Source organism: Blautia luti, assembly GCF_013304735.1.
Lineage (GTDB): Bacteria > Bacillota > Clostridia > Lachnospirales > Lachnospiraceae > Blautia_A.
Genome location: NZ_JAAITI010000012.1, coordinates 42,532 through 65,624 on the forward strand (window position 1 = coordinate 42,532; position 23,093 = coordinate 65,624).

Consider the following 23,093-nt stretch of genomic DNA (forward strand, 5'->3'; position numbering starts at 1 on the left):
TGTCAAATGACGGATAAATAGTTACTCAGGACAGAGTTACGCAGCAAATGTGGATATTTTTATCCGCATTACTACAAATCTTATTTCCGATACACGAATGCCGGCAGTCCGTCCTCGCCAACCGGAACATTTACAGTTCCCTGGATCAGCGGGCGGGCATAGCGGATAAAGTCTTCGGTGACATCGGAGCCGTCTTCTGTGATCCATTCCACAGGGACAGTCTTTTCTTCGTTGCAGATAGCGTTGACATCCTCCAGTGTGCATTTCATGGAGTACGGGGAATCACTCTGACGTTTAAATGCAATCATCTTTCCGGTTTCACCGTTCAGGGCAGCCTGTACACCAAATTCACCGGCGAGAATTGCCTCCTGCTGGTCTGTCTCGGAGAGCATGGATGCAGAGCAGCGCTGGCTTACGTTGAGTTCTACAGAGCGGGCTTTGACACCAAGGCGGCTGCGTACAAGATTCTCAAGGTATTTACCGCAGCCTGCAAGCATCTTGTGGCCGAAAGCGTCGGTACCGGCAGCACTGTCGTATTCGCAGATGAAAGTGCCGTCTTTATCATGAATGCCCTCGGATACACAGACGACAACGTTGCAGTTTTTCTCAAAGGCAGCATTAACTTTCTGGAGAAATTCCTCTACATCGAAATCCGTTTCCGGAAGATAAATGAGAAGTGGATTGTCTCCGGTGTATTTCCGTGCAAGGGCAGCGGCTCCGGTGAGCCAGCCAGCGTGACGTCCCATGATCTCGATGATGGTGGCAGATTTTTTCTCATAGACACAGGCGTCCAGGGTGATCTCACGGACAGTGGAAGCCACGTAACGGGCAGCGCTTCCGAAGCCTGGGGTATGGTCCGTATTTACAAGGTCATTATCAATGGTCTTCGGCTCGCCGAGGATACGGATGTCGCTGCCGATCTTTTCGGCATAGCGGGAAAGCTTGCTGACGGTATCCATGGAATCATTTCCTCCGATATAAAAGAACCAGCCGATGTTCATCTCCTCGAATTTCCGGAACAGCTTCGGATAAACCGGATCTTCCAGAGATTCCGGAAGTTTGTAACGGCAGGAGCCAAGATAGGCGCCAGGTGTCCAGGTAAGAGCGCGAAGCTGTTCGCCCGGAAGTGCTTCCTGAAAATCAAGGACTGTTCCGTTTAAAAATCCCTCAATACCGTTGACCATGCCATAAACGTGGTCGATCTCTTCTGTATGTTTAAGTGCTTCAGATACCACACCGTAAAGACTGCTGTTGATCGCTGCGGTCGGTCCGCCGGACTGTCCTGCGATAAGGTTCTTTTTTGACATTCTGATACCTCCTGGGTGTTGTTTTTTTATATTGTAACAGAAATAGGAGAAGATAACATCTAAAAAAATCACCTTTTTTATAAAAAAATTACTCTATACAAATAGTTATATCATAGTAAAATAGTAGTATAGATAGAGAAAAGAGGTGAAAAAACGATGACAGTAAAAAAAGTACAGTTTGAGAGCATGGATGAAGTAAACCGTTTTCTTGATGTGACGGAGCATTTTCCGTTTGCAGTGGATCTGAAAAGGGGAAGCAGAACAGTAAATGGCAAATCCATTCTTGGAGTTGCATCCATTGGCCTTGGCAGAGAGACGGACTTTTGTGCACATGTGCCGGAGCTTGCGCCGGAGATCACATCCAGTCTTGGTTTTTGCATGAGGTAGGTTTAAGAGGGGAAAAAATAAATAATGGTTGATCGATGGTGAATGAGGATATCGTAAGGTCGCAGAGGCGATGATCGATATCCTCATTTTTTTATATATGACAAATGTAACTATTTAGAAAAAAATCTAAATACTTATTGACTGGGAAAAATGGAAATGATATATTCTATTTAGAAATATTTCTAAATACTATACGAAAGGGGGAAGATATACACGATGGCGTTTGCGGAAACCTTCAAGGCACTTTCGGATCCTGTGCGGAGAGAAATCCTGCAGCTTCTGAAAAACGGGAAAATGTCAGCCGGAGAGATCGGAGGACATTTTGACATGACAGGTGCAACTATATCCTATCATCTGAAAATTCTGAAGAAAGCAGATCTTGTGTGGGAGACGAAGGTGAAGAATTTCGTGTATTATGAACTGAATACCACAGTTGTGGAGGAACTGCTTCTGTGGCTTAGTGATCTGAAAGGGGGAAAGAATGATGAAAGGTGAAGAAAGAAAAGAATTTCTGAAGGAATATAAAATGTCTCTGATCTCCGGGAGTATCCTTACGATCTCGCCGTCACTGGCAGGGATCCTGCTGTGGAACCGTCTGCCGGAGAAGATCGCAACACATTTTGATCAGCACAATCTGGCCAACGGCTGGAGCAGCAAGCCGATGGCCGTTTTCGGAATTCCGTTTCTGCTTTTGCTGATCCATCTGTTTTGCGTGTTTTTTACAGCCAATGATCCAAAGAGAAAAAATATCAACAGGCGTATCTTTACCATGACCCTGTGGCTGGTTCCTGTGGTGTCTGTGATCACCTGCATGTCGATCTATGGTCTTGCTCTGGGTATGGACATTGATATCGGTGTGATCGTGAATATCATGGTGGGGATCATGTTTATCATCCTCGGAAATTACGTTCATAAGGTGAAACAGAATTATACAGTGGGAATGAAGCTTCCCTGGACCTTGAACAGCGAGGAGAACTGGAACCGTACCAACCGTATGACAGGCTGGATACTGATCCTGTCAGGGCTGCTTTTTCTTATGAATTCCCTGCTCCTGAAAACGGAAATTGTTTTTGCGGTAATTTTGCTGGTCATCCTTGTGCCAATGATCTATTCATTTATTCTTTATAAAAAGGGAATCTGAGAAAATAATTTCGGACCGTCACTGTCAGAAAAAAGGCAGTGGCGGCTTCTTTTTTATCAAAAAATAATGTTCAAACAAAGCGGTACGTGATATGATAATGTCATACAAAAGCATTTCCTCGAACACTATAAACAGACAGCAGACAGGAGGGATCATTATGACAGAATTAAGCCGTTTTCAAAAAGATGTGGAAGTTGCTGCCACTGCTCTTGAAATGCGGGCGGAGAACGAGGATGCCAAAGAAGAGGCCATTCATCTTTACCGGAAATTCGGAAGTACCAAACAGGAGCCGCTGCGGCTGGCAGTTGCCCTGCGGGGATATTTTCTGGAGGAAGGTGTGGAGGAAGAGGAACGCGCGCATTATGGAGCATATCTTAAGAAAAGGATCCGTCCGGCTGTGGAACGCCTGATTCTGGAAGATGACTGGGAAAAGATCGAGAAGCTTTATGAGAACGAATGGTTTGGGGAACAGGAGCTGGAGGTGTTCCTGAAACTGGCTGAAGAGTGGAGGAGACCTGCAGCGCTGATGGGACTTCTCCATTTGAAAAAAGCAAATTATGGATTTAAAGAGAAGAAATTCGAGCTGTGATTTTTTCAGGAAATCGGGAATGGAGGCGGATTCGGTGGAACGGAGGCAGGAAGAGCTTGGAATACATATCCTGGAAAATATAAGGAACGAACTGTACTACTATTTTCCATATCTGGACGGTGCTTTTGCCTGCATTTCCGGGAAGGGCTCAGAGCAGACCGGAACTATTGGAACAGATGGAGCTTTTTTTCTTTTTTCCCCGGAATATCTTCTGAAGCTTTATGTAAAAAAGCCGGAGGCAGTGCGAAGAGGTTATCTGCATATGCTGCTGCACTGTCTGTATCTGCACCTTTTTCGGGAGGATCAGGAGGACAGACGCTTATGGAACCTGGCCTGTGATATTGCGGTGGAACAGATCATTTCCAGGGAAAAGATCCCGATTCTGGAGACAGGCGGCGATGCGAAAAAAATCCGTGAAAAGGTTTTTCATATTCTGGGAGACAGGTCGGATTCCGCAGAAAAGATATGCCGGAAGCTGAAGGAACAGGCTTTTCCGTTTCACCTGGAAGAACTGGAGGAAGCCTTTCATTTTGATGACCACACCCTGTGGGACACCTGCACAGGAGAAAAAGGAAAAAGAACAAAGGAAAAATGGAACAAGCTTCTTTCCTATACTGCCGCAAACCGTCAGGATCACCGGAAACGGCGGGGAAGTCAGAAAGGGGACCAGAAGGAAGAGGCAGGAACGGTAAGATCCGGAAGGTACGATTACAAAAAGTTTCTCCGTCAGTTTTCTGTGCTGCGGGAAGAGGTGGAGCTGGATACGGAAAGCTTTGATTATATTTTTTATAATTACGGGATGGAGCATTATGGAAATCTTCCGCTGATCGAGCCGCTGGAATATAAGGAAGTGAACCGTCTGGAGGAGCTGGTGATCGCCATTGATACTTCCGGCTCCTGCGATGGAGAGACTGTGCGGAGATTTCTTGGAGAAACGTATTCCATTCTCAGTGAAAAAGAGAATTTTTTCCATAAAATGAAGGTGTACCTGATCCAGTGTGATTGCTGTATCCAGGATGTTAAGGTGATCCATTCCGAGGAAGAATGGAAGGAATACAGCAAAAATATCACCATACAGGGCCGGGGAGGAACGGATTTCCGGCCGGTGTTCCGGTATGTGAAGGAGCAGCAGGAGAAAAAAGAAATCCGCAGTCTTAAAGCTCTGATCTATTTTACAGACGGGGATGGGATATATCCCGGAAGCAAACCGGATTATGAAACGGCCTTTGTGTTTTTACATAAAACAGAAAAAATGGAGCTTGTTCCGCCCTGGGCGATCCGGCTTGTGGCAGAACAGGAAGGAGTGCGTTACAGAACATGAACATAAAAGAGGCAAAAGAAGAGATCAAACATACCTTACTGGCTTACAACCGGAAGGATGCAGCCGGGCGCTATACATTTCCCAAACTCCGGCAGCGTCCCATCCTGCTTATGGGGCCTCCCGGAATCGGGAAAACAGCGATCATGGAGCAGGTGGCAGAGGAATGTAATGTAGGTCTGGTAGCCTATACCATTACCCATCATACAAGACAGAGCGCGGTAGGACTGCCAAGGATCGTGACCCGGTGCTACAACGGAAAAGAGGTCAGCATCACAGAGTATACCTTAAGCGAGATCATTGCTTCTGTGTATGATTGTATGGAACGTACCGGAAAGAAGGAGGGAATCCTGTTTATCGATGAGATCAACTGTGTCTCCGAGACACTTGCGCCTACCATGCTGCAGTTCCTTCAGAACAAGACCTTCGGAAGCCACAGTGTGCCGGAAGGATGGCTGATTGCGGCAGCAGGAAATCCTCCGGAATATAATAAATCGGTCCGGGAGTTTGATATTGTAACACTGGACCGTGTGCGGAGGATGGATATCGAGGCAGATCTTGAGGTGTGGATGGAGTATGCCTGGAAAAAGGAGATCCACGGATCAATCCTGGCTTATCTCGGCATGAAAAAGGATCATTTTTATTCTGTGGAGAATACAGTGGACGGGAAATTCTTCGTGACAGCAAGAGGCTGGGAAGACCTGTCTGAGATCCTGAAGGCTTATGAGGAGCTGGGCGTGGAGATCACAGAGAATCTGGTCGGGGAGTATTTATGCAGAGAGGAGATCGCAAGAAGCTTTTTTGCCAGCTATCAGCTGTATCGGAAGTACGGAGAGGACTATGGCCTGGAACGTCTGCTTTCCGGAGAGATGCCGGAGGAGGAACAGCAGAAAAAGGTAAAAATGGCGAAGGAAGCTTCCTTTGAGGAACGCTTCCTTGTGACAGGGCTTCTGCTTGACGGTCTGAACGGAGGTTTTCTGACCTATGAGAAGATGGATGGTGAGACAGGTGCTGTTTATCAGGAACTTCTGCATCTGAAAGCTTTTCTTCAGGATAAAAAGGACATGACAGCGCTGGATGAATTTACAGATATGAAGAAGAAAAGTCTGGCTGTCCGTCTGGAGGCGGAGCTTCTTACCGCAGATCAGCAGACTACGGAAGAGCTTGTGATCCGCACTCTGGAGGAATTCAGCCTTACTATCCGAAAGGAGCATATTACAGAAACAGAGGCTGGCTTTGAACGGATCCGGCAGCTGTTTACGGAAATGGCGGAGAAGAGAAAGGCCTGTGCGAAAAAGATCAGCGGGGAGCTGGAACAGGCATTTACATTTATGAAGGAATGCTTCGGGGACGGACAGGAAACGGTGCTTTTTGTCACCGGATTGACCAGGAACAGCCATGCGGCGGCCTTTATCCGGGAGTATGGCTGTGATCCTTATTTTGCCTGTAGTGAGAAGCTTCTTTACTGGAAGCAGGAGAAAAAGCTTCAGGAGGAATGTGCATCGCTATTAGAAATATGAATGATCCCTTAACGAATACTTATGACTGAAAGGGGCCTGACATCTTGACAGGAGGGCTTGTGAGGTGATACGGTAACGGTGTCGAAAACAAAAATCAAATAACCGAATGATGAGGTGTGAGAACATGCAGGAATTAAAACCAATCAAAGAAGGTAAAGTACGTGAGATCTATGACAATGGAGACAGTCTGATCATGGTTGCAACAGACCGTATCAGCTGCTTTGACGTAATTCTGAATAACGAAGTTACAAAGAAAGGTGCTGTACTGACCCAGATGTCCAAATTCTGGTTTGACATGACTGAGGACATTCTTCCGAACCACATGATCTCTGTAGATACCAAGGATATGCCGGAGTTTTTCCAGCAGGAGAAATTCGAAGGAAAATCCATGATGTGCCGTAAACTGAACATGCTGCCGATCGAGTGTATCGTACGTGGATACATCACAGGAAGCGGCTGGGCAAGCTACAAGGAGAACGGCACTGTATGCGGCATCAAGCTTCCAGAGGGACTGAAGGAATCCGACAAGCTGCCTGAGCCGATCTACACACCATCTACCAAGGCTGAGATCGGTGATCACGATGAGAATATTTCCTTTGAGCAGAGTATCGATCATCTTGAGAAATACTTCCCGGGAAAAGGACGCGAGTATGCAGAAAAGCTTCGTGACAACACCATTGCTCTTTACAAAAAATGTGCAGAGTATGCACTCAGCAAGGGAATCATCATTGCAGATACAAAATTTGAGTTTGGTCTTGATGAGGACGGAAACATGGTCATCGGTGATGAGATGCTGACACCGGACAGCTCCCGTTTCTGGCCGGCAGAAGGCTATGAACCAGGACATGGTCAGCCATCCTTTGACAAACAGTTTGCACGTGACTGGCTGAAAGCCAATCCGGACAACGACTGGACACTTCCGCAGGAGATCGTTGACAAGACTATTGAGAAATATCTCCAGGCATACAAAATGCTTACAGGAAAAGAACTGGCCTGAAAAATAACAGCAGCTCTGAAATAGAATATATCTTACAAGCCGCTTCGGATGCCCATTCCGAGGCGGTTTTCTTTCTATATAAAATTATGATAAAAACAAAACGGTTGCAAGAAAACAGAGGGGTATTTATAATAAATACAGAAACCAGGCAATCCTGACAGATCAAAGGAGAGTGATTATGAGCAGGAAAGACAAGGAAAAGAAGAAGAAAAAAACAACAGGAGATTATATTCTCACTTTTGTACTGATCGTGGCAATCTGCGTATTCTGCTATGCAGCTTTTAACCTGTATCATATTTATACAGAATATAAAAAAGGCACAGATGAGTATAACAGTATCTCGGAAATGGCAGTAACAGAGCGTGATCCGGATGATACCGAAGATCTGGGACAGCCGGAGAACCAGCCGACAGCTCCCATAAGCATTGATTTTGCATCGCTTAAGAGTATTAATGATGATGTAATTGGCTGGATTTACATGGAAGCACTGCCGCAGATCAGTTATCCGGTGGTACAGGGAGAAGATAACAATACGTATCTGCATCAGACATATGAGAAAAATTATAATTTTGCAGGAACCATCTTTATTGATTATGAAAATAAAAGAGATTTCAGTGACTGCAATACGCTGGTGTATGGCCATAATATGAAAAATGGTTCCATGTTTGGAATGCTGAAGAAATACAGAGCTGATGAGACGCTTTACAATACCAGTAAATATTTCTGGATTCTCACTCCGGAGAAGAATTACCGATATGAGATTATTGCGGCATATACCACTTCTGTAAACAGTGAGACGTATACGTTGTTTAAAGGGCCTGGCAGCGAATTTCTGGAGTATGAGAAAAAGATGTTTCAGAATTCCGAGATCCAAACAGATGCCAGTGCAGAAGATGCAGATGTGAAGGACAAAATTGTTACATTGTCCACCTGTACCGGAAACCAGGCAACCCGTTTTGTAGTACAGGGGAAACGGGTGAACGCAGTGGATCCGCAGTAGATTTTTTTTGCACAACAAAAATAAACGGGAGGAAGAACGATATGGGAAATGAAATCGAAACATTACAGAAAATCATTGATGAGAGTGATAATATCGTGTTTTTTGGTGGAGCGGGAGTTTCCACAGAAAGCGGGATCCCGGATTTTCGAAGCCAGGACGGGCTGTATAACCAGAAATATGATTACCCGCCGGAGACGATCTTAAGCCATACGTTTTTTATGCACAGACCTGAAGAATTTTTTAAATTTTACAGAGATAAGATGCTTTGCGATACTGCAAAACCCAATGCGGCACATCTGAAACTGGCAGAGATGGAGCAGGCAGGAAAGCTGAAAGCGGTGATCACTCAGAATATTGACAATCTTCATCAGATGGCAGGAAGCAAAAAAGTTCTGGAACTTCACGGAAGTGTTTACCGCAATCATTGTATGAAGTGTGGGAAATTCTATGATTTTAAGTATATGAAGGAGTCAGAAGGAGTTCCGAAATGTACCTGTGGTGGTATGATCAAACCGGATGTGGTTCTCTATGAGGAAGGTCTGGATGACTATACGATCCAGGAATCTGTAAGAGCAATTTCAGAGGCGGAGGTTCTGATCATCGGAGGAACATCCCTGGCTGTGTATCCGGCAGCAGGTCTGATCGATTATTTCAGGGGAAATCATCTGGTGGTGATCAACAAGGCGCCGACACCGAGAGACAAATATGCGGATCTTCTTATTAAAGAACCGATCGGAAAGGTGTTCTCTCAGATACGGATCTGATAAACTGCATAGCAGTTATCCGGTGCAGGGCTACGTAGTGAATGCGGATATTTTTATCCGTTTGACTAAAATATCCGGAAAAAAGAAAAATGAGGAGTATCAAATGGGATTAAATTATGAAGTAGGAGATATTGTCACACTGAAGAAGGCGCACCCCTGTGGCAGCAAAGAATGGGAGATCCTTCGTGTAGGAGCGGATTTTCGTCTGAAATGCATGGGCTGCGGACATCAGATCATGGTGGCACGCAAGCTTGTGGAGAAAAATACACGAGATTTGAAAAAATTCGAAAAAAATTAAATTTATGCTTTACATCACGGGAAAGATATGCTAGAATCAACAATCGTGATATATTTCATATCCTTGCTCTTTGACAGGCAAAGGGCCAAAAGACCATAAGGAGGTTAAGACAAGCATGAACAAGTACGAGTTAGCATTAGTTGTGAGCGCTAAGCTTGAGGACGAAGCACGTGACGCTGTAGTTGAGAAAGCAAAAAGCTATATTACACGTTACAACGGCGTGATCACAGAAGTTGAAGAATGGGGTAAGAAGAAATTAGCTTACGAGATTCAGAAAATGCATGAAGGCTTCTACTATTTTATTCAGTTTGAAGCAGATTCTCAGTGCCCAGCGGAGATCGAGAGACATGTCCGCATCATGGACAATGTATTAAGATACCTGGTTGTCAAGAAAGAGGCATAATTTTTGCAGCGGATTTTCGAAAACACCATTAAGAACCTGTTCAGTTAAGTGAAATCTGAGATCATAAGAGAGGTAGAACGATGAACAAAGTAATATTAATGGGACGCTTGACAAGAGATCCTGAGGTAAGATATTCCGCAGGAGAAAATGCCCTGGCAATCGCCAGATATACACTGGCAGTTGACCGCAGATTCCGTCGTGACGGAGAGGCAAGTGCAGATTTTATCAACTGTGTTTCTTTCGGACGTACAGCAGAGTTTGCGGAAAAGTATTTCAGACAGGGACTGAAAATTGCAGTTACGGGACGTATCCAGACAGGAAGTTATACGAACCGTGAGGGACAGAAGGTTTATACGACAGAGGTTGTTGTTGAGGATCAGGAGTTTGCTGAGAGCAAAGCATCAAGCGACAGCTATGCAGCATCTCATCCGAGAACAGAAGCAGCACCTGCACCGTCTATGCCGAGTCCGAGCGCAGCAAGCGCCGACGGCTTCATGAATATTCCAGATGGAATTGATGAGGAGCTGCCGTTCAACTAGAACATCTGATCAAGACAGATGAGACGAATAAGATAGGAGGAAACAATCATGGCTTACAATAGAGGCGAGAGACCAGATTCTCCGATGAAGAGAAGAGGCGGACGCAGAAGAAAAAAAGTTTGTGTATTCTGCGGTAAAGAGAATAACGAGATCGATTACAAGGATGTAGCAAAGTTAAGAAAGTATGTTTCCGAGAGAGGTAAAATTCTCCCGAGAAGAATTACAGGTAACTGCGCGAAACATCAGAGAGCGCTGACAGTTGCTGTTAAGAGAGCACGTCATATGTCCCTGATGCCATACGTTCAGGACTAATTCCGATTATCCACAGGGTCGTTGTCAGACAGATGAGCAGTCATCTGAATGACAGCGGCCCTGTTTTTTGTTTTCGGTGATAATAAAAAATTATAAAAAAAAAGCTGTTGCTGGCTGCAGGAGGAGTAATGATGGTGGATCGTCAGATATAACAGATTTTATCATAACTATGGAATTATAATAAGAAATCTGGTATAATAATAGATAACTTGTGGTTTTTATTACGTTGAGAACAGGAAAAAGCAATGAACAACAAAGTCAAATTTAAAGGGCCTATGAAACACTTCATGCGCTGGCCACTGTATCTTTCGGTTCTGGTGGTGCTGCTGGATCTGCTGGTGTTTATTGTAAGTGTGAAGGCCGGAATTCTGGTGTCTGTAGGTACTGTTATTTATATTTTTATCGCAGTACAGCTTTTCCGATATCACAAACCGCTGATCATCAATGACATGATCGCATTTGCCAATCAATATGATGTGGTGGAAAAGAGGATGCTGGAAGAACTGGCGCTTCCCTATGCCATTATGGACATGGAAGGCCGAATGATCTGGTCCAACCGTATTTTTTCGGAGATCACGGGTAGAGATCAGTTCTATAAAAAAAATATCAGCACAGTTTTTCCGGACATTACTCCGGACAAGCTCCCGGTGGCCGATGAGCTGGAAATTTCCGAGATGAGTACACATTTCGGGGACCGGATCTACCGGGTATCCATGCAGAGGGTGACTATGGGAGAAGTGGTGAGTCATGCAGATATTCTGGAGGATATGTCCCAGAATGTCAGTCTGATTGCCATGTATCTTTATGATGAGACAGAGCTTAAGGAATACATTCAGAAGAATGAAGACAATAAGCTTGTGGTGGCGCTGGCTTATCTGGATAATTATGAGGAAGCTCTTGAGAGCGTGGAGGATGTGCGGAGATCTCTTCTGATTGCATTGATCGACCGTAAGATCACGAAGTATTTTTCCAACTTTGACGGCCTTGTGAAAAAGCTTGAGAAAGATAAATATCTTCTGATCATGCGCCAGAGTTCGCTGGAAACTTTGAAGGAACAGAGATTCCATATTCTGGATGAGGTGAAGACTGTTAACATCGGAAATGAGATGGCAGTAACCTTAAGTATTGGAATAGGTCTGAATGCTTCCACTTATATTCAGAATTATGAGTATGCCAGAATTGCCATTGAGATGGCACTGGGACGTGGCGGCGATCAGGTAGTAATCAAAAATGGCAATAATATCACCTACATTGGCGGCAAGGCTCAGCAGATGGAGAAGTCCACCCGTGTGAAGGCCCGTGTGAAAGCTCAGGCACTGAAGGAATTTATGAGCACCAAGGATCGTGTGGTCGTTATGGGCCATAAGATCACCGATGTGGATGCGCTGGGAGCAGGAATTGGTATTTATCGCGCAGGTAAGACTCTTGGCAAGCCGGTGCATATTGTAATTAACGATCCGACAACATCCATCCGTCCACTGATGAGTGGCTTTATGGAGAATCCGGATTATGAGCCGTCCATGTTTGTGGACAGCAACCAGGCCAAGGAACTGGTAGATAACAATACGGTAGTAATCGTGGTGGATACCAACAAACCAAGTTATACGGAGTGCCAGGATCTTCTCTATATGACAAAGACCATCGTGGTACTGGATCATCACCGCCGTGGCAGTGAGGTGATTCAGAATGCAGTTCTTTCCTATGTGGAGCCATATGCATCTTCAAGCTGCGAAATGATCGCGGAGATCCTGCAGTATTTTGCGGATGGACTGAAGCTTCGCAGCATTGAGGCGGACTGTATTTATGCGGGTATTATGATAGATACCAACAACTTTACAACAAGGGCAGGTGTACGTACCTTTGAGGCTGCGGCATTCCTGCGAAGATGCGGGGCGGATGTGACACGTGTACGTAAGATGCTCCGTGACAATATTGATTCCTATAAGGCAAGAGCGGAGGCTGTCCGTACTGCTGAGATCTACCGGGATTATTTTGCCATTGCAAGATGCCCAAGTGAAGGTCTGGAAAGCCCTACTGTTGTAGGTGCACAGGCGGCCAATGAGCTTCTTAACATTGCCGGAGTCAAGGCATCTTTTGTTCTTACCAGCTATAATAACGAGGTTTACATCAGTGCCAGAGCCATTGATGAAGTCAATGTCCAGGTTATGATGGAACGGATGGGCGGCGGCGGACATCTGAATATTGCCGGCGCACAGGTGAAGGACACCATGGATGAGACCGAGAGAATGCTGAAAGAAATTATAGACCAGTTATATCAGGAAGGGGACAAATAGAAATGAAAGTAATTCTTCTGGAAGATGTAAAATCCCTGGGAAAAAAGGGACAGATCGTAAATGTAAGTGACGGATATGCAAGAAACATGATCCTGCCGAAAAAACTTGGTGTTGAGGCTACCTCCAAGAACCTCAATGATCTGAAACTCCGTAAGGCAAATGAGGAAAAGGTTGCACAGGAGAACCTGGACGCTGCCAAGGCATTTGCAGAGGAGCTTTCCACAAAAGAGATCATCCTGACCCTGAAAGTGGGCGAGGGTGGAAGAACATTTGGTTCTGTATCCTCCAAGGAAATCTCAGAGGCAGCCAAGAAACAGCTGAATCTGGATATTGATAAGAAAAAACTTCAGCTGGAGAATCCGATCCGTAATCTGGGGGTTACCAACGTTCCGGTACGTCTCCATCCAAAGGTAACCGGAAGTCTCAAGGTCTGGGTAAAAGAGGCGTAATCAATGGAAGAGGCACTGATCAAGAGGATTCTTCCTCACAGTATTGAGGCAGAGCAGTCAGTGATCGGTTCCATGATTCTGGACCGTGATGCGATTCTTGTGGCTTCTGAGATTCTGACCAGTGATGATTTCTATCAGAAACAGTATGGTATTATCTTTGATGCCATGGTAGAACTCTGTAATGAAGGACAGCCGGTAGATCTGATCACGTTGCAGAACCGTCTCAAGGAGAAAGAACTCCCGCCGGACATCAGCAGTATGGAATATGTCCGTGATCTGATTGCTGCAGTTCCTACCTCTGCCAATGTAAAATATTATGCCAATATTGTCAGTGAAAAGGCAGTTCTCCGCCGGCTGATCCGGACTACGGAAGAAGTCGCCAATGCCTGCTATCTGGAAAAAGACAGCACGGAGACCATTCTTGAGGAATCCGAAAAAAAGCTGTTCAACATCCTGCAGAGAACAAACGGCAGTGATTATGTACCGATCCAGCAGGTTGTATTAAATGCAGTCAGCAACATTGAGAAGGCTTCCAAGCTGAAAGGTTCGGTAACCGGAATTCCAACCGGATTTGTAGATCTGGATTATAAGACCTCCGGTATGCATGCGTCCGATCTTGTACTGATTGCGGCGCGACCTTCCATGGGAAAAACGGCATTTGTACTGAATATTGCTCAGTATATGGCGTTTCGTAAAGATGTGACCGTGGCGATCTTCAGTCTGGAGATGTCCAAGGAGCAGCTGGTAAATCGTCTTCTTGCCATGGAATCTCATGTGGATTCCCAGAATCTTCGTACCGGAAATCTGAAAGATGAGGACTGGACGAAGCTGGTGGAAGGCGCGGATATTATCGGCGGTTCCAATCTTATCATTGACGATACACCTGGAATTTCCATTGCGGAACTTCGATCCAAATGCAGGAAATATAAGCTGGAGCACAATCTTGGAATCATCATGATTGATTACCTGCAGCTGATGAGCGGAAGCGGAAAATCCGACTCCAGGCAGCAGGAGATTTCCGATATTTCAAGATCTCTGAAAGCATTGGCAAGAGAGATCGATGTGCCGGTGATTGCGTTATCCCAGCTGAGCCGAGCCGTAGAGCAGAGACCGGATCACAGGCCGATGCTCTCCGACCTTCGAGAGTCCGGAGCCATTGAGCAGGATGCGGATGTGGTCATGTTCATTTATCGAGATGATTATTACCACAAAGATACCGAGAAGAAAGACATTGCGGAGATCATCATAGCCAAGCAAAGAAACGGCCCCATCGGAACCGTAGAACTGGTATGGCTGCCAAGATACACCCAGTTTGTAAATATGAAAAAGTAGAGCCGTGCAGACGGAAAAATGAAATGCTGTCAGGATGAACACTTGTATTTAGCCTGACAGCATTTTGTTTTTCAGGCTATAGGGCGAAGCCCCACATCGAGCGGCCTTTGGACGCGAGATGTGTAGCACGGCGGGGTTCCGTATGTCAGTAAATCTCTGCTGATAAGTCACATCCGGTAAAATTATGTCAACCGATTCTTCTTGCCATTTCCAGACCCCATGGGTTATACTGTAGACAGCAACAGTGAATCTCTATACAAGGGGGCGTTCACGATGGAGAAAAGATACACGGTGAGACAGGCTGTAACAATGACAGGCGTGAAATCTTATGTTCTGCGGTACTGGGAGGAAGAACTGGATCTTCGGATCGGGCGCAATGAACTGGGACACCGCTATTATACACCGTTTGATATCCAGCTTTTTCTTAAAATAAACGAGTTGAAAAATAGAGGCCTTCAGCTGAAAGCAATCCGCACACTGATTCCTCAGGAAGCGAGAAATACGCATACATCAGATCTTGCGGAAGCCGGTACCGAAATTCTGGACGGAGAAGCAGTTGAGATTGAAGATATTCCGATAAGAGCTCCGGAAGAGGCCGAAGAAATGTTTGAGGAGAAACAGGAGACGGAAACGGCAAAAGTAAAAGAGAACGGCGAGGATAATAAAAAGATCCTGGAATTTCAGGAAATTCTGGAACGTCTGATCCATGAGGAAATGCAGAGGAAAAAAGAAGGAGAATACCGGTGCCGTTCACTGGATGAAGCTATCCGAAAGAAGCAGCAGGCAAGAAGAGAAGCGGCAGCTTCCTGTGAGGGAAAAAAGAATAAAAGAAACAGAAAAGGCTGCCGGTAAACCGGCAGCCTCATTCATTACGGTAGCTTGTTAAGCTAATGGTGCATTACTCAGCAGAGATAGCACCAACTGGACAGGCCTCAGCGCATGTTCCACAGTCAACGCAAGCGTCTGCATCGATCATGTAATGCTCATCTCCCTGAGAAATAGCCTCGTTCGGGCACTCACCCTCGCATGTTCCACAGCTAACGCACTCGTCAGAAATTACATATGCCATAATTGATATCCTCCTTTAAAATGGTGTATTGTATGTATCCCCTACCAGGGATTCTATTCCCATTCTAATATATCTGTTTAAAGAATACAAGTACAAATTTATATACAAAATAAAAATAAGGAAACCAATGTAATACGATAAGGAAAGGGATGAGGAAAGCGTTGATTCCGGCCAGGTTTCGTATTATAATAACAGAACGGAATGGAAACATCAGAAACATTTCGATAAATCAGTAAAGGAGAATACAATCATGGCAAAGGTTACAAAGAGCATGCTGATCGGAGAACTTCTCACAGTAGATCCGAATATTGCACCAATCCTGATGAGAGCAGGAATGCATTGCCTTGGATGCCCGTCTTCTCAGATGGAGTCTCTGGAAGAGGCAGCTATGGTTCATGGACTGGACGCTGACGTTCTCGTAGCACAGATCAATGATTTTCTTGGTGAGTAAGCAGCATCTGCTGTTTTACTGAAAAAAAAGACCGCTGTTGGAAATATGGATCAATCAAAGCAAGGATGATCGTATTTCTGACAGCGGTTTATTTTTTTATTTAAAGTTCGAGAAGTTTCTGAAGTGCATTCTCCGCAATCAGGGTGCCATGTTCCCGAAGGTAGGCTTCCCCGGCAGGAGTAAATGCACGGCCAACTCCATACTCAGAAAGAATGTTGCATACTTTGTTGAATTCTTCCGGTGTGCAGTCAGACTGGTGAAGAACCAGCTGATATCCTCCGTCTTCCCCTTCACGGTAAAGAGTATTGTTTCCGGTAAAGAAACCGTTCATTCCATGAGAAGCGGCGATGACATCGTCAAGTCCTGGGAAGGAATACAGACGGATCAGCCGTATAGAATTCTCGGAAGCCTGTGAAGCGTCCGGGTTTTCCGGATTCTGTGCTGCTGGTTCGGATTTCTTTTCTTCCGGTTTCTGCGGGAGATTTTTGAGTTTGGATTCGCAGAGCTTCTGGAAAATATCAATGATATTATCGGCTCCATCGATCTCAACAGTATCTGCTGGTTTATTTCCTTTAAAAGGAGCAAATTTGGAAAAACGGGTATCCAGTTCTTCCGGATCTTCCACCTTGGTGATGATGAGGATGACGCTTTCTGCGCTTACGGGGATCGCTTCGATCATCAGCGGAATGTTATCAGCTTCAAAACCAAACTGTATCTGAGCCTGCTGCATCATGTCACGGAAGAGCCGTTTGGCTTTCTCGGTACCGTAAGCAAGTTCACTGATACGGATCTGATGGCTGTCCAGATCTTCCTTCGTCAGTGTGCAGCGGATCTGATTGTCGTTGATCTTTTCTATTTTCATATAATCACATCCTATGGTCAATAAATTTAATCTTTTACATACTGTATTATATAACAGCTATACACAAGATGTAAAGATGCATATCAATGGGAAAAAAGAAAATTCCGGGATAAAAATAAAAAAAATTTTATAATTGAACAAAAGGCTTGCATCTGAAAAGAAAAAAGGTATAATAAAAACAGAAAAGCTGCAAGATCTGTAAAAGCAGTAAGAGAACAAAGATAACTTAAAGTCATACTTTTTCTGAAGATAAATTTCTGTGTAAAACTCATCGGCGATTCTGCCATAACACAGAATAAGAAATTTCCCCCTTTTAATTTTTTATATATTACAACGGGATCTGTGCAGCTTTTCATGAACCATTGCTGGTGTTTTCTGAAAATCAAACCAGGAAAGGAGGTCGGGATACGGAAAATATATCACGGGTAAAAAAGAATCCTGCAAAGGCACTCCGTAAAGAACTTGAGATTTACCGGGAAAAAGGTGTTTCTCTTTATCTGAACGGAGAACCAAGCACTCCGAAAAAAATCGCAAAAGCCTGTCAGATTGCGGAAGATGGAGTCTATATGCGGGATTATACAGAAGATGAAGAAGGGCATATCGCCTGTGTAAGCTTTGATTTTATCCGAAAATGTTAAGGATCGACACGAAAGAGAAAGCGGTTCCCCGGAAAGAAAAAGTTCCCCTGAACTCATACATACCATGTGGGGAACCGAAATTATAAATAAAGTGTAAAAAAATATTAAATGTCGATTTTTGTAACGAAATCCAGAGGAAATATGTTATAATAAAAAAAATTGTGACATTCTATACCGAAAGGAAAAAAATAATGATAAAAAAACATATGCCGGTTTTTGTGGTATGTCTGCTGATTGTTCTGGTCTCTCTTATCGGAGGGGCTGTATACGGAATTAACAAGCTGATTCCAACCAGCAAACAGATGGATCTGACGGAATATTATGGTCATAATGCAGATGGAGAAGCTGCATTGATACTTGGAACACAGAAACTGGAGCAGAAAGCTTTGTTTTCGGGAAACGATGTATATCTTCCACTGGATGTAGTAAGTGGGTATCTGAATCAGAGATATTACTGGGACAGCGAAAATAAGAAGATTCTGTATGCAACACCAACTAGTCTTACGGAGGAAGCGGCATCAGAGCAGGCAGACGGAAATGTATGGCTGAAAGATGACACAGTTTATCTGAAACTGGATTATGTAAAAAAGTATACAGATATTGATTCCTATATATATGAAGACCCTGCAAGGGTGGCGATACAGTATAAATTTAGCAATATACAGACAGTAACTGTAAAGAAAGATACAGTAATCCGGTATCGCGGAGGGATTAAGTCGGAAATTCTTACAAAAATCCCTAAAGATACGGTCCTTAGGCTTCTGGATGAAGGAGAGGACTGGGATCAGGTAGCGACTGATGACGGTTATATCGGCTATATTCAGAAAAAAAAGGTAAGCAGTGCGGATACCACAAATTATGAGAGAGATTTTAAGGCGGAAGCATATTCTTATCTTACCATGGATGAACCGGTAAATATGGTATGGCATCAGGTTACCAGTACAGACGCCAACAGCTATTTTGCAGGTGCCGTGCAGAATATGACGGGAGTGAATGTGATTTCACCGACCTGGTTTTCTGTCTCTGATAATGACGGAAATGTATCAAGCCTTGCGTCCGGAGAATACGTTATGCAGGCGCATGAAAAAGGCCTGAAAGTCTGGGGATTGGTAGATAACTTCAGTGAAAATATGAGTACAACGACGGTACTTTCCAAAACCAGTTCCAGACAGAATCTTGAGAATCATCTGGTCACATATGCACTGAAATCCGGCCTGGATGGTATTAATATTGATTTTGAGTCCTTAAGTGAAGATGTGGGAATTCATTTCCTTCAGTTTCTGAGAGAACTTTCCATTCAGTGTCATGAGAACAATCTGGTACTTTCTGTGGACAATCCGGTACCTGAGGATTTCACAAGTCATTATGACAGAACCGAACAGGGTAAAGTTGTGGACTATGTGATTATTATGGGATATGACGAACACTATGTTGGTTCGGATGCCGGTTCCGTGGCATCACTTCCATGGGTGGAGCAGGGAGTTAAAGATACCCTTGCAGAAGTTCCGGCCAAGAGAACCATCCTTGCTATTCCATTCTATACAAGGCTCTGGAAAACGACAGATGGTGGTGCTCTTACCAGTGAGGCGATCGGAATGGATCAGGCACAGCAGGTAATCAGCGAGAATGGAGCAGAGACTTACTGGGACAAGACTACAAGTCAGAATTATGGAACCTACGAAGGTGATGGGGCTACATACCAGATCTGGCTGGAAGATGCACAGTCTGTTGCAGAAAAAGTAAAACTGATCAGCAAATATGAACTTGCTGGTGTGGCAGAATGGAAACTCGGATTTGAAAACAGTGGAATCTGGAGTGTAATAACAGAAAACCTGTCATAAACAGAAAAAAATATTATACGACACAATGATAAAAACATCCCCGGCAACATATATTAAAATAAATATGCCGGGGGTGCTTTGCGTTGAAAAAGCATTATGTAGAGCTTGGTATGGCAGTGCTCATGCTGGTCTGTTTTTATATTTTGTCCAGGGAGGCAGCAGAAACAGCAGGAAAACTTGCGGATGTATCCGGAAATATAAAAAACAGCCAGGTGATTCTGATTGATGCCGGGCACGGAGGTGTGGACTCCGGGATGGTTGGTGTCAATGATCTGAAAGAAAAGGGCATTAATCTGGTAATCTCCATGAAATTAAAAGCGATTCTGGAGAAAAAAGGATTTGCAGTAGTGATGACAAGAGAAGAAGACAGGGGCCTTTATGAAGAGAATACAAAGAATATGAAGGCACAGGATCTGCAAAATCGCATTGCAATGATTCAGAAATATTCTCCGGTACTTTCGGTAAGCATTCATCAGAACAGTTACAGCGATCCACAGGTAAAAGGTCCGCAGGTATTTTATTATGAAGATTCAAAAAAGGGGAAGGAACTTGCACTTTCCATTCAGGAGCAGATGAATGATCAGCTTTCTGTTGCACGGCCAAGAGCTGCCAAGGGAAACCGGACGTATTATCTGCTTAAAAGAAGCAGCGGGGTAATTAATATTGTAGAATGTGGTTTCCTTACCAATCCGGATGAAGCGGCACTTCTGCAAAGTGAAGAATATCAGGAAAAAGTTGCAAATGCAGTTGCAGATGGAATTGGTACATATTTAGAGAAGCAGGAGGTGCCTGAAAAAAATTGAAAAAAATGTGAATAGTCTTTTCATAAGAAGGCGATTCTGATATACTTTACGTGAATTGAGGAGAATCCTATGTTTGGAATTATCTATCTTATATTATGTATATTAACAGGAATGGAAATGGTGGGATGTCTGTTTCCGCACCAGACAACTGAAAAAGGAAATCGGATATGGGTGATCCTTCCGGCTGCTTTTGGAACAGGTACGCTGATGCTGACATGGGCAGTATATATTGTTTCCTGGATATTCAGTGTATGTGTGGGAACAGAACATCCTCTTTTTTATGGGAATTTATTGGTGATGCTGGTAACGGCACTGATTTTTCTGATGAATTTTCACCGGAAACGTAAGAACGGAAAAACAGTATTTTCAGCAGGAAATATGGTTACCAGAAGATGGATCCTGAAAAAAGAAATATGTCTGTTTGTGATACTGGCGTTTTTTGTAACCTGGATTATGTTTTATGTCTTTCATATGAAAGACGGAGTGCTGTATTCCGGTTTTTCTGTATATGGTGATTATGCACCTCATACTGCAATGATGCGCTCTTTTTCAAGAGGAAATAATTTTCCTACACAGTATCCTCATTACGGAGGACAGGATGTGAAGTACCATTTTATGTTTCAGTTTCTGGTAGGAAATCTGGAATATCTGGGACTTCGGCTGGATCTGGGATACAATCTGGTAAGTATTCTGTCGCTGGTAGGATTTCTTATGGTGCTTTATGCAATCAGTTACCGGATGTTTTTCAGTTTCTGGGCAGGTGCATTTTCTCTGCTGTTCTTTTTTTTTCGGAGCGGAACTGCGTTCTGGAGATATTTGTGGGAGAATATCAGAACTGGAAATCTTATACAGGCGCTGACAGAAAATACGGTATTTATTGGATATACAACCAATGAAAACTGGGGACTCTGGAATTTTAATGTATATCTGAATCAGAGGCATCTTGCTTTTGGTCTTCTGATAGTGGCTGTGGCCATATGGATTTTTATGGACTGGGTAGAAGCAGGAAGTGGCCGTAAAGAGAAAGGAATTCTGTGGATTCGAAATTGCTTTTTTACCAGAGAAGCATGGATTTGCAGAAATGTGGATACAGCAATTCTGATGGGCTTGTTTTTGGGGCTTACTGCTTTCTGGAATGGGGCTGCACTCATTGGAGGACTTTTAATTCTAGCCGGTTTTGCGGTATTTTCCGATGGAAAGCTGGATTATGCTATTTGTGCGGCGCTGGCTGTTTTTTTCTCGGAACTTCAGTCAAAGATTTTTGTATCCGGAAGTGTTATGAGCCCTTCTCTTTACTGGGGATTTCTGGCAGATCATGCCACGGTAACCGGTGTACTCTGGTATCTGGCTCAGATCAGTGGATTTTTCTTTATCGGATTGGTTGTTGTTGCTGTCTTTCTGAAGAGAAGTGAAAGGGTAATTCTTGGAGGTTTTCTTCTTCCGATGCTGTTTGCTTTTCTGATATCACTGACTCCGGATATCAATGTGAACCATAAATATGTGATGATATCTTATGCGTTTGTTACGGTGTTCTGGGGATGGGTAGTAAGGAATATTTTTCTGTCAGGGAAAACGAAATGGAAGAAGTGGAGCTGTAAAGTGGCCTGTGTAATCTTATGTATCTGCCTGATAGGAACGGGTGTTTATGATTTTGTGGTAATTTTGCTGGATAATGATTCCGCACATCGCATGACCGTAGATATGGAAAGCAGCCTTACAGACTGGCTTTCTTCAAACCTCAAGAAAAACGATCTTCTTCTGACACCGGAATATACCATGAATGAAGTTACCATGTCAGGTGCGATGCTTTACTGTGGATGGCCTTATTATGCCTGGTCAGCAGGATACGATACAAATTACAGAGCCGGGCAGGCGGTAATGATTTACACAACAGACGATCCGCAGGTTTTGAAAACAACAGTGAAAAAGGAAAAAATCACGTACATTCTGTTTGAGGAAGATATGGAATTTGAGCAGCAGGAATGTCGTGAAGATATTATAAAGAAGACGTATCCGTTGGTTTATAAGTCGGAGGATGGGAGAATAAGAGTTTATGAAACATGACAGTTTGTACATTATTATGCCTGCATATAATGAAGAAAAAAATATCGGAGCTGTGATTGAACAGTGGTATCCGGTTGTGGAAAAAATTGGAGGAGACAGCCGTCTGGTGATCCTAAATGATGGAAGTAAGGACGGAACATATGAGAAGATCCGGAAATATCAGGAGAAATATGACCGTCTTATCGGAATTGACAAGCCCAATGAAGGTCATGGAGGAACTATTCTTAGAGGGTATCATTATGCGGTTGACGCCGGAGCAGATTATGTTTTTCAGACAGATACTGACGGACAGACGCTTCCGGAGGAATTCTGGCAGTTCTGGGAAAAACGAAAAGAATGTGGTCTTCTTATCGGATACCGGAAAAAAAGAGAAGATGGAATTTCAAGACTTTTTGTGACAAGAGTTCTCCGCCTTGTGCTGTTTCTCATATTTAAAACGTGGGTAAAAGATGCGAATACTCCTTACCGGCTGATGAACGGAAAGCAGCTTAAAAAAGTACTGAAACGGATTCCGGACGGATTTTTCCTGTCCAATGTACTGATGACAGTGATCTATGAGAAACATCATCTGCATGTGGAATACATCCCGATCACCTTCCGTCCACGTCAGGCTGGAAAAAATTCTATTAATATGAAGCGAATTATACCAATAGGCAAACAGGCATTTCATGATTTCATGCGCCTGCGTCACAGAATCTGATACAGGAGGAACAGA

26 protein-coding genes are annotated in these 23,093 nt (G+C 44.0%); 23 read left to right on the forward strand and 3 right to left on the reverse strand.

Annotated features, from left to right (window positions below; genetic code table 11):
• Positions 1 to 80 precede the first annotated feature (80 nt).
• On the reverse strand, positions 81 to 1,307 hold the full coding sequence (locus G5B06_RS08495) for a 6-phosphofructokinase (RefSeq protein ID WP_173762527.1): 1,227 nt from the start codon (positions 1,305 to 1,307) through the stop codon (positions 81 to 83).
• A gap of 156 nt (positions 1,308 to 1,463) precedes the next feature.
• Here G5B06_RS08495 and G5B06_RS08500 point away from each other — a divergent pair, with 156 nt between their 5' ends.
• The 17 genes from G5B06_RS08500 (at position 1,464) to G5B06_RS08580 (ending at position 15,502) form a co-directional block, all read left to right on the forward strand.
• Positions 1,464 to 1,694: an HPr family phosphocarrier protein gene (locus G5B06_RS08500; RefSeq protein WP_173762526.1), complete on the forward strand. Its 231-nt coding sequence runs from the start codon at positions 1,464 to 1,466 to the stop codon at positions 1,692 to 1,694.
• Between the two features lie 216 nt (positions 1,695 to 1,910).
• Positions 1,911 to 2,189 (forward strand): autorepressor SdpR family transcription factor, encoded by a 279-nt coding sequence (locus tag G5B06_RS08505; protein WP_015527197.1) that lies wholly within the window; start codon positions 1,911 to 1,913, stop codon positions 2,187 to 2,189.
• Positions 2,176 to 2,835, forward strand: a complete 660-nt coding sequence (locus tag G5B06_RS08510) for an SdpI family protein (protein ID WP_330385206.1) — start codon at positions 2,176 to 2,178, stop codon at positions 2,833 to 2,835. The genes G5B06_RS08505 and G5B06_RS08510 overlap by 14 nt, the downstream gene beginning before the upstream one ends.
• A 157-nt stretch (positions 2,836 to 2,992) precedes the next feature.
• The gene (locus G5B06_RS08515; protein WP_092068357.1) at positions 2,993 to 3,424 is read left to right on the forward strand and encodes a hypothetical protein; all 432 of its coding nucleotides are present in this window, start codon (positions 2,993 to 2,995) and stop codon (positions 3,422 to 3,424) included.
• A 34-nt stretch (positions 3,425 to 3,458) separates the two neighbouring features.
• Positions 3,459 to 4,745, forward strand: a complete 1,287-nt coding sequence (locus G5B06_RS08520) for a VWA-like domain-containing protein (RefSeq protein ID WP_278795532.1) — start codon at positions 3,459 to 3,461, stop codon at positions 4,743 to 4,745.
• Complete coding sequence (locus G5B06_RS08525) at positions 4,742 to 6,262, forward strand: ATP-binding protein (protein ID WP_173762524.1); 1,521 nt, start codon at positions 4,742 to 4,744, stop codon at positions 6,260 to 6,262. The genes G5B06_RS08520 and G5B06_RS08525 overlap by 4 nt, the downstream gene beginning before the upstream one ends.
• Positions 6,263 to 6,386: 124 nt before the next feature.
• On the forward strand, positions 6,387 to 7,259 hold the full coding sequence (locus tag G5B06_RS08530; RefSeq protein WP_015527192.1) for a phosphoribosylaminoimidazolesuccinocarboxamide synthase: 873 nt from the start codon (positions 6,387 to 6,389) through the stop codon (positions 7,257 to 7,259).
• Between the two features lie 178 nt (positions 7,260 to 7,437).
• On the forward strand, positions 7,438 to 8,259 hold the full coding sequence (gene srtB / locus G5B06_RS08535; protein WP_173762523.1) for a class B sortase: 822 nt from the start codon (positions 7,438 to 7,440) through the stop codon (positions 8,257 to 8,259).
• 41 nt (positions 8,260 to 8,300) lie between these two features.
• A complete protein-coding gene (locus G5B06_RS08540; RefSeq protein ID WP_173762522.1) occupies positions 8,301 to 9,023 on the forward strand; it encodes an NAD-dependent protein deacylase in 723 nt (240 codons plus the stop codon).
• Positions 9,024 to 9,126: 103 nt separating this feature from the next.
• Complete coding sequence (locus G5B06_RS08545) at positions 9,127 to 9,321, forward strand: DUF951 domain-containing protein (protein ID WP_021977096.1); 195 nt, start codon at positions 9,127 to 9,129, stop codon at positions 9,319 to 9,321.
• Between the two features lie 115 nt (positions 9,322 to 9,436).
• Positions 9,437 to 9,724, forward strand: a complete 288-nt coding sequence (rpsF, locus tag G5B06_RS08550; protein WP_021977097.1) for a 30S ribosomal protein S6 — start codon at positions 9,437 to 9,439, stop codon at positions 9,722 to 9,724.
• A gap of 80 nt (positions 9,725 to 9,804) precedes the next feature.
• Positions 9,805 to 10,263 carry a single-stranded DNA-binding protein gene (locus tag G5B06_RS08555; protein ID WP_118169208.1) on the forward strand — a complete coding sequence of 153 codons (459 nt, stop codon included), beginning with the start codon at positions 9,805 to 9,807 and terminating at the stop codon, positions 10,261 to 10,263.
• 48 nt (positions 10,264 to 10,311) lie between these two features.
• The gene (gene rpsR / locus G5B06_RS08560) at positions 10,312 to 10,575 is read left to right on the forward strand and encodes a 30S ribosomal protein S18 (protein WP_021651398.1); all 264 of its coding nucleotides are present in this window, start codon (positions 10,312 to 10,314) and stop codon (positions 10,573 to 10,575) included.
• Between the two features lie 245 nt (positions 10,576 to 10,820).
• Positions 10,821 to 12,869 (forward strand): DHH family phosphoesterase, encoded by a 2,049-nt coding sequence (locus tag G5B06_RS08565; protein WP_148444819.1) that lies wholly within the window; start codon positions 10,821 to 10,823, stop codon positions 12,867 to 12,869.
• Between the two features lie 2 nt (positions 12,870 to 12,871).
• The gene (gene rplI / locus G5B06_RS08570; RefSeq protein ID WP_021977100.1) at positions 12,872 to 13,318 is read left to right on the forward strand and encodes a 50S ribosomal protein L9; all 447 of its coding nucleotides are present in this window, start codon (positions 12,872 to 12,874) and stop codon (positions 13,316 to 13,318) included.
• 3 nt (positions 13,319 to 13,321) lie between these two features.
• Positions 13,322 to 14,650 (forward strand): replicative DNA helicase, encoded by a 1,329-nt coding sequence (dnaB, locus tag G5B06_RS08575; RefSeq protein WP_015527183.1) that lies wholly within the window; start codon positions 13,322 to 13,324, stop codon positions 14,648 to 14,650.
• Between the two features lie 273 nt (positions 14,651 to 14,923).
• On the forward strand, positions 14,924 to 15,502 hold the full coding sequence (locus G5B06_RS08580) for a MerR family transcriptional regulator (RefSeq protein ID WP_148444818.1): 579 nt from the start codon (positions 14,924 to 14,926) through the stop codon (positions 15,500 to 15,502).
• Positions 15,503 to 15,548: 46 nt separating this feature from the next.
• On the opposite strand, the gene G5B06_RS08585 is transcribed toward G5B06_RS08580, so the two are convergent.
• Positions 15,549 to 15,719, reverse strand: a complete 171-nt coding sequence (locus tag G5B06_RS08585; protein WP_148444817.1) for a DUF362 domain-containing protein — start codon at positions 15,717 to 15,719, stop codon at positions 15,549 to 15,551.
• A gap of 250 nt (positions 15,720 to 15,969) precedes the next feature.
• Between G5B06_RS08585 and G5B06_RS08590 the strand changes: the two genes are divergently transcribed.
• Complete coding sequence (locus tag G5B06_RS08590; RefSeq protein WP_015527179.1) at positions 15,970 to 16,170, forward strand: DUF1858 domain-containing protein; 201 nt, start codon at positions 15,970 to 15,972, stop codon at positions 16,168 to 16,170.
• 100 nt (positions 16,171 to 16,270) lie between these two features.
• Here the strand turns inward: G5B06_RS08590 and G5B06_RS08595 are convergent, their stop codons facing one another.
• On the reverse strand, positions 16,271 to 17,032 hold the full coding sequence (locus G5B06_RS08595) for an adaptor protein MecA (protein WP_148444816.1): 762 nt from the start codon (positions 17,030 to 17,032) through the stop codon (positions 16,271 to 16,273).
• A 368-nt stretch (positions 17,033 to 17,400) separates the two neighbouring features.
• On the opposite strand from G5B06_RS08595, the gene G5B06_RS08600 reads away from it, so the two are divergent.
• From G5B06_RS08600 to G5B06_RS08620, 5 genes are all read left to right on the forward strand, one after another.
• Positions 17,401 to 17,670, forward strand: coding sequence for a hypothetical protein (locus G5B06_RS08600; protein ID WP_180215135.1), 270 nt, complete (start codon positions 17,401 to 17,403; stop codon positions 17,668 to 17,670).
• 191 nt (positions 17,671 to 17,861) lie between these two features.
• Positions 17,862 to 19,511, forward strand: coding sequence for a glycosyl hydrolase family 18 protein (locus G5B06_RS08605; RefSeq protein ID WP_173762521.1), 1,650 nt, complete (start codon positions 17,862 to 17,864; stop codon positions 19,509 to 19,511).
• An 83-nt stretch (positions 19,512 to 19,594) separates the two neighbouring features.
• On the forward strand, positions 19,595 to 20,314 hold the full coding sequence (locus G5B06_RS08610; RefSeq protein ID WP_244094461.1) for an N-acetylmuramoyl-L-alanine amidase: 720 nt from the start codon (positions 19,595 to 19,597) through the stop codon (positions 20,312 to 20,314).
• 69 nt (positions 20,315 to 20,383) lie between these two features.
• A complete protein-coding gene (locus G5B06_RS08615; RefSeq protein WP_173762520.1) occupies positions 20,384 to 22,378 on the forward strand; it encodes a hypothetical protein in 1,995 nt (664 codons plus the stop codon).
• Positions 22,368 to 23,078, forward strand: a complete 711-nt coding sequence (locus G5B06_RS08620) for a glycosyltransferase family 2 protein (protein ID WP_173771750.1) — start codon at positions 22,368 to 22,370, stop codon at positions 23,076 to 23,078. The genes G5B06_RS08615 and G5B06_RS08620 overlap by 11 nt, the downstream gene beginning before the upstream one ends.
• Positions 23,079 to 23,093: the final 15 nt, after the last annotated feature.

What these genes read in the sequence shown, in the direction of transcription:
- G5B06_RS08495 (WP_173762527.1), bottom strand. Translation starts at nt 1,307, where the DNA reads ATGTCAAAAAAGAACCTTATCGCAGGACAGTCCGGCGGACCGACCGCA.
- G5B06_RS08500 (WP_173762526.1), top strand. Translation starts at nt 1,464, where the DNA reads ATGACAGTAAAAAAAGTACAGTTTGAGAGCATGGATGAAGTAAACCGT.
- G5B06_RS08505 (WP_015527197.1), top strand. Translation starts at nt 1,911, where the DNA reads ATGGCGTTTGCGGAAACCTTCAAGGCACTTTCGGATCCTGTGCGGAGA.
- G5B06_RS08510 (WP_330385206.1), top strand. Translation starts at nt 2,176, where the DNA reads ATGATGAAAGGTGAAGAAAGAAAAGAATTTCTGAAGGAATATAAAATG.
- G5B06_RS08515 (WP_092068357.1), top strand. Translation starts at nt 2,993, where the DNA reads ATGACAGAATTAAGCCGTTTTCAAAAAGATGTGGAAGTTGCTGCCACT.
- G5B06_RS08525 (WP_173762524.1), top strand. Translation starts at nt 4,742, where the DNA reads ATGAACATAAAAGAGGCAAAAGAAGAGATCAAACATACCTTACTGGCT.
- G5B06_RS08530 (WP_015527192.1), top strand. Translation starts at nt 6,387, where the DNA reads ATGCAGGAATTAAAACCAATCAAAGAAGGTAAAGTACGTGAGATCTAT.
- srtB (WP_173762523.1), top strand. Translation starts at nt 7,438, where the DNA reads ATGAGCAGGAAAGACAAGGAAAAGAAGAAGAAAAAAACAACAGGAGAT.
- G5B06_RS08540 (WP_173762522.1), top strand. Translation starts at nt 8,301, where the DNA reads ATGGGAAATGAAATCGAAACATTACAGAAAATCATTGATGAGAGTGAT.
- G5B06_RS08545 (WP_021977096.1), top strand. Translation starts at nt 9,127, where the DNA reads ATGGGATTAAATTATGAAGTAGGAGATATTGTCACACTGAAGAAGGCG.
- rpsF (WP_021977097.1), top strand. Translation starts at nt 9,437, where the DNA reads ATGAACAAGTACGAGTTAGCATTAGTTGTGAGCGCTAAGCTTGAGGAC.
- G5B06_RS08555 (WP_118169208.1), top strand. Translation starts at nt 9,805, where the DNA reads ATGAACAAAGTAATATTAATGGGACGCTTGACAAGAGATCCTGAGGTA.
- rpsR (WP_021651398.1), top strand. Translation starts at nt 10,312, where the DNA reads ATGGCTTACAATAGAGGCGAGAGACCAGATTCTCCGATGAAGAGAAGA.
- G5B06_RS08565 (WP_148444819.1), top strand. Translation starts at nt 10,821, where the DNA reads ATGAACAACAAAGTCAAATTTAAAGGGCCTATGAAACACTTCATGCGC.
- rplI (WP_021977100.1), top strand. Translation starts at nt 12,872, where the DNA reads ATGAAAGTAATTCTTCTGGAAGATGTAAAATCCCTGGGAAAAAAGGGA.
- dnaB (WP_015527183.1), top strand. Translation starts at nt 13,322, where the DNA reads ATGGAAGAGGCACTGATCAAGAGGATTCTTCCTCACAGTATTGAGGCA.
- G5B06_RS08580 (WP_148444818.1), top strand. Translation starts at nt 14,924, where the DNA reads ATGGAGAAAAGATACACGGTGAGACAGGCTGTAACAATGACAGGCGTG.
- G5B06_RS08585 (WP_148444817.1), bottom strand. Translation starts at nt 15,719, where the DNA reads ATGGCATATGTAATTTCTGACGAGTGCGTTAGCTGTGGAACATGCGAG.
- G5B06_RS08590 (WP_015527179.1), top strand. Translation starts at nt 15,970, where the DNA reads ATGGCAAAGGTTACAAAGAGCATGCTGATCGGAGAACTTCTCACAGTA.
- G5B06_RS08595 (WP_148444816.1), bottom strand. Translation starts at nt 17,032, where the DNA reads ATGAAAATAGAAAAGATCAACGACAATCAGATCCGCTGCACACTGACG.
- G5B06_RS08605 (WP_173762521.1), top strand. Translation starts at nt 17,862, where the DNA reads ATGATAAAAAAACATATGCCGGTTTTTGTGGTATGTCTGCTGATTGTT.
- G5B06_RS08615 (WP_173762520.1), top strand. Translation starts at nt 20,384, where the DNA reads ATGTTTGGAATTATCTATCTTATATTATGTATATTAACAGGAATGGAA.
- G5B06_RS08620 (WP_173771750.1), top strand. Translation starts at nt 22,368, where the DNA reads ATGAAACATGACAGTTTGTACATTATTATGCCTGCATATAATGAAGAA.